The 5075-nt window shown below is 48.6% G+C and carries 4 protein-coding genes; all 4 read right to left on the reverse strand.

The window, feature by feature from the left end; all coding sequences use genetic code 11:
* Window positions 1-281: 281 nt before the first annotated feature.
* The gene (locus tag QUA00_RS36140) at window positions 282-755 is read right to left on the reverse strand and encodes a TerB family tellurite resistance protein (RefSeq protein ID WP_333143007.1); all 474 of its coding nucleotides are present in this window, start codon (window positions 753-755) and stop codon (window positions 282-284) included.
* Between the two features lie 207 nt (window positions 756-962).
* Entirely contained in the window at window positions 963-2864 is a 1902-nt protein-coding gene (locus tag QUA00_RS36145; protein ID WP_333413378.1) for a M61 family metallopeptidase, read from the reverse strand.
* Complete coding sequence (locus QUA00_RS36150) at window positions 2861-3541, reverse strand: Crp/Fnr family transcriptional regulator (RefSeq protein ID WP_333104596.1); 681 nt, start codon at window positions 3539-3541, stop codon at window positions 2861-2863. Before QUA00_RS36150 ends, QUA00_RS36145 begins: the two co-directional genes overlap by 4 nt.
* 568 nt (window positions 3542-4109) lie before the next feature.
* Window positions 4110-5075, reverse strand: a 966-nt coding sequence (locus QUA00_RS36155; RefSeq protein ID WP_333413380.1) for an inositol monophosphatase family protein, incomplete at its 5' end; no start/stop codon positions are given.

Below are 5075 nucleotides of genomic sequence, written 5' to 3' on the forward strand. Positions count from 1 at the left end.
CGTCCCGCCCGTCCTTTTTGGACGGGCGGGACGCCCATCCCACAAACTTGTGGAAGTTATTTAATTCTCATTCCTTAGCAAATTGGGAGTCACAATCCGCTTTATTTCCCTTCAGCTTTAGTTGTAAATAGTTGCACTCATAAAAATATTATTCCGATACTTAGATAACAAGACTTACCGATGGGGGGCTTATTCCCGGTTTCTACGAAAAATTCCAGGTTGAGTAACGAGAAATCTAGGAAGAAACCGGGTTTCTAAGCAAAGCGCGCACAAGTCCTAAATTAACCTTTGATGAACTTTTCTAATTTGTGAGCCATCTTCTCGACAATTCCCTCCGAAGTATCTCCCGCCGATGATTCAGCTTCAATACGCTTGACCGCATCCTCTGGAAGATTGAGCAACTGCACTAATTTTTGATAAGCTGCGGCTTCTTCAGCGTTAATTTTTGGTTCGTCAGGAGTGCGAGAACTAGATGAAATCACTTCATAGCCGAGTTGCAGGACTAATTCCTTTTCATCTTGAGTTTCTAGTTGGCCGATCAACTCGTCAAGGGGGATATTTTGCATGACGTAATCCCGCAGTTCTTGTTGCATTTGTTGTGCGTCGGTATCTGGGGCAAACAAACCGCAAAAGCGATCGAGCATTAAATTAACTTCTTCTGTCGCGAGTTGGCCGTCAGCCCAGGCCATAGAAGCAACAATCCTCAGCAGATTCATCTGGCGGGGCGTAATTGATGGAGGAGGTGGGGTTTGCATAATCAAAATTGGTAATTGGTAATATTAATTCCGGTGCAACCGGAATTATGGTTGACTGTTGACTGTTGACTGTTAACTGTCAGTCGAAAAACTGAATGATAGTTGAGTATTTACGGGTGATTCAATTTTACCAGGAGGATGCTAGCGGAATTGGGAATTGAGCTTGATTTCTTCTGGTCTTTTCTTTCCCGTTCACCTTCTGTTAGGTCACAATTTCGATAAAGGAACTCCCAGCCATCCAGTAAAGTTTTGTTTCTGAATAGCGGTGGGCTGTTCCACCGGCACGATCGAGTAACGCATCGGGCGCGGCGGGGCGAGAGTAACAGGACAAGTCCGCAGTTCGTCTTGGTGAAAAACTGTCACCGAGACGATATCCCCAGGCTTGAAATCTTTTAGTCTCTCGCCCGCTTGTTCTGAATTTACCCGAAAACCTTCGATCGCCAGCAACTCGTCTCCAGCATCAATTCCGGCCAATTGTGCCGGAGATCCTACTTCGACAAATTTAACCATTTCCCGCCCGTTTTCGGTTCCCAACGTCCAACCGATGCGAGGTGTTTCGCTAGTTTCACTTGCGGTGAGTTCCAGCCCGAAAGGTTGCAGATACTTGTTGTAAGGCAACTCTTCTGTACCCTCAATATAGCGCGCAAAAAAGTCGCTCAAATCAATGCCCGCGACGGACTCGATCGCACTTTGCAACTCTTCGGGAGTAAAGCCTATTTCTGCTGGCAGCGAAGGAGAATTTAACTGTCCGTTTGAGGTCAAATGCGCCGATTTGCCGTCGGTTCCCGACTTCAGGTCAAAATCGTCGTTTTGGGCAGAATTAGCATTGCCAAACTGCTGCCACATCAAACGCATCACATCGTCGAGCGATCGCTCATTGCCGTGTTTGGCGCGAATCAACAAATCCAGCAAAAACGACACAACTTCCCCTTTCAAATAATAGGAAATCTGCGAGTTGTCGCTATTAGCATCCCTACGATAAAGTTTAATCCAAGCATCCCAGCTCGACTCGCTCAGAGGCTGCACGCTCCGCCCCGGAGTCGTCTGCAAGCGAGTAATTTCCTTAGCCATACCTTGGAAAAAACCTTTCACACTGTAGATACCCGCTCGAAAAGGAATGACCAAATCGTAATAACTGGTAGTGCCTTCAGAGAACCATAAAGAAGGAGTGTAATTCTCTTTTTCGTAGTCAAATACTTCGAGAGCTTTCGGTCGAATGCGCTTGACATTCCACAGGTGAAAAAACTCGTGAGCTACCAACTGAATAAAGCGTTCATACTTTTCCTTAGCCCGAAAACCAAAACGCGGATAGTTGAGAGTGCAGCTCTCCTTGTGCTCCAAACCACCAAAACCAGAGCCGGACAAATGCAGGAAAAACACATAGCGTTCGTAAGGCAAACCGCCGAACATTTTTGCCTCGACTTCGATCACTTTTTGGATGTCTCGAATCGTGCGTTCTGGTTCTAAGTTGCCTTTTCCCCAAACAACTAGCTGGTGGGCTTTTCCCATCACTTCAAACTCGTATACTTCGTGACAGCCAATCTCAAAAGGACTGTCTACGAGAGTGTCAAAATCCGCCGCAGCGAAAGTAAGATTTTGGCCAGAAACAGGTGGCAAAGTCGTAACGGTGCGCCATTCGGGCTGCGGTGGCACAACGGTTACGGTGTAGCAGTTGCTTTCAAAACCGGGCAAGAAAAAGCACAAAGCCGCCGGATTGAAATAACCGTGCGTCGAGTCTAAATGATTGGTTCGCACTGTCAGTTCGTTGGCAAAAATGCGGTAGAAAACCGTGACATCTGACACCGAATCGGTCTCGATTTGCCAGTGATTTTTGCTGAGCTTGCGCCAAGGTAAAGCTCGATCGCCCGCCTGGGAGCTAAAATCTTGCAGGTGGCGGGCGTACTCTCGAACCAAGTAAGAACCGGGAGTCCAGACAGGCATTTTTAAATCCAGAACCGGCTCCGACCAACCTTGCACGCGCAAAGTTACTTCAAAGAGATGGGATTCAGGATTGGGCATCGCCACCGAATATTGAATTGTCGGTGCTGTTAGTTGCCCCTCACGGTTGCCGGCAGCGGACGAGGTATCCAAAGAAGTAACATCAGTCATTGACTTGCCAAATTAATCAAGTGCTTGAGGTTGATCAAATGGATAGTTTCGCGGTCTGGATCGATATTGATCCAACCTTTACTATCGAGTTTTTCCATAATTTTGCTGGTTTCATCTAGGGTGATATCTGTCACATCCGCTAAGTCTTCATAAGGGATATTGAAGATATCTTTGCCCTCAGCAGTTTTCTGACCGTAGTTTTCTGCCAGCTCGACTAAAGTATTTGCTAGTTTAACCGCTGGCTGGCGGTTTCGGAGTTGATAGCGGAGATTGGTTTGGCGGAGTCGCCGTACCATCAGTTGCAGCATCCGGTGGTGCAATTGCGGGTCTTTAAACAGCGTTTGGATAAATCGCTGAGCTGTGACGCTGAGAAGTCGCACGGGCGATAGAGCAAGTACGTCATTCGATCGGGGAGATTCGTCCAGAATGGCCATTTCGCCGAAGAAGGCACCCCGTCCTAAAATAGCCATTGATACAGCTCGATCGTTTGACAAGCGCCGGACTTTTACCCAGCCAGACACGACAAAGTAAATCGCGTTGCCCCAAGAATCCTCCATCACCACAGCTCGGCCCGGGGGATACTCATGCTTGACGGCATTTGATAGCAGCCCTCCCAAGGTTTCTGGGTTAGCACCCTTAAATAGAGGGAATAGCTCACTGAAAGCTTCTGTCTTCATCAAAAAAATGGGTAGAAACCCCGTCCTTCTAGGACGGCTTTATATTGTCTTTTTTTGATTACTACCGCCTTGGGACTGGTTGGCGGGAGTGTGCTTTTGTGTTGCACTTTCAGCGGGACAATTACCGCCTCAAACTTCCCAGCCCTGTACGCATAGTGTTTTGCTCTTTCGAGCCTCCCTTTCGGGGTGATGTTAGCCTGCGCCTTGGTTTAGTGAGCTTGTTGGGCCCAAAGCACTGCCCCAGTGACATTAGGGCTGTTTAACCTTCAGCGACAGAGCCCAAAACTGGCTTCGCATTCAAGGAGTGTCGTGACTCAAAAAACGTAGTCAGTTAAGACGATAGCTGGTCAGAATGGCTTGTCGGATTACTCTTCCAAGCCTCACGCCGTCGGGGCTGAGGTTCCTGACGCAAACTCGCGGAGGTGGGAAATATGATTAGGCGAAACCCAACAGCTAGGGAAGGATCGATGTTTGGGAACACAAACAATCCGTTGCTCCTTTAATTGATGATAAGGGTGCAGAGGCCCGGTTCACGTAAAATTGACAGATTCTTTAATCTTAAACGGGTTTACAAGCCTGCCACTGCCTGTTGAACTTTGCCCAACAGAGGTTCTATGTATTCCGGCCAGCCGATCGCGATTGACTGCGTGTGGGCCAGAGTCTCCGGCTCGATCGCATCTTTAGTCCACCTCAGCGGTTGACCTTGCAAGTCGCAACACACCAATCCGGCTGCTTTTGCTAGCGCCAGAGGGCCGGCGGTATCCCATACTTTAACTCTGCCGTTGAGATACAGGTACAAACCAGCTCGACCGAAGATAACTTCCATCACTTTTAAGCCAAAGCTGCCCAGCGAGTAAAATTCTGCTCCGGGGATGCTTTGGGCGATCGCCTGGGCGTAGTTTTTCTGGTCTTTGTCTCCGAGAATAATTTTACAATTTTCCGCTGTCGGGGCCGGGGGTTTGCATAGCGCGATCGGCTGCGGCGCTTCGGTTCCGACACTTTGGAACAATCCCCAATCTTTGCCGCCAAAATACATTTGGTCAAAAGCCGGGGCGTAGAGCCAGCCGGCCACCGGGTTCCCTTCCAGCAGCAGCCCCACCATCGAAGCGTAGTGCAGCTTTCCCCGAATAAATTCTTCAGTCCCGTCGAGGGGATCGATGCACCAGAGGCGCTGGTAATTGGCGCAGTAAGCTGTTCTGGAGGCGACGTTTTCCTCGGTGATCCTGCCGTCTTCAGGAAACAAAGCGCTAAATGCTGCCGATAGTTGTCGGTCTAGGTATTGATCTATACTCGTCACGTAGTCGTTGGGCCCTTTCTCGCAAACTTCAAAAGGTTGCGCTGCGAGCTTGTAAGCTTCTTGACCGCACTCGCGCAGGGTGTAGCGAATTTTTTGGTCTTGTTCTGGAGAAATATACATGAGGTTAAACATAAATTTTTTAGCTAACTTCAGCATAAAAGCGTGAACGAACCTGACGGTCAACGGAGTTAGAGTCGATAGGAGCGTTACCACTCCTACCTCTCCTTCAGAACGGAA

It is taken from the genome of Microcoleus sp. T2B6, from assembly GCF_036700475.1.
Lineage (GTDB): Bacteria > Cyanobacteriota > Cyanobacteriia > Cyanobacteriales > Microcoleaceae > Microcoleus.

Excerpts from the sequence above, each read along its gene's own strand:
- QUA00_RS36140 (WP_333143007.1), bottom strand. The coding sequence starts at position 755 with ATGCAAACCCCACCTCCTCCATCAATTACGCCCCGCCAGATGAATCTG.
- QUA00_RS36145 (WP_333413378.1), bottom strand. The coding sequence starts at position 2,864 with ATGACTGATGTTACTTCTTTGGATACCTCGTCCGCTGCCGGCAACCGT.
- QUA00_RS36150 (WP_333104596.1), bottom strand. The coding sequence starts at position 3,541 with ATGAAGACAGAAGCTTTCAGTGAGCTATTCCCTCTATTTAAGGGTGCT.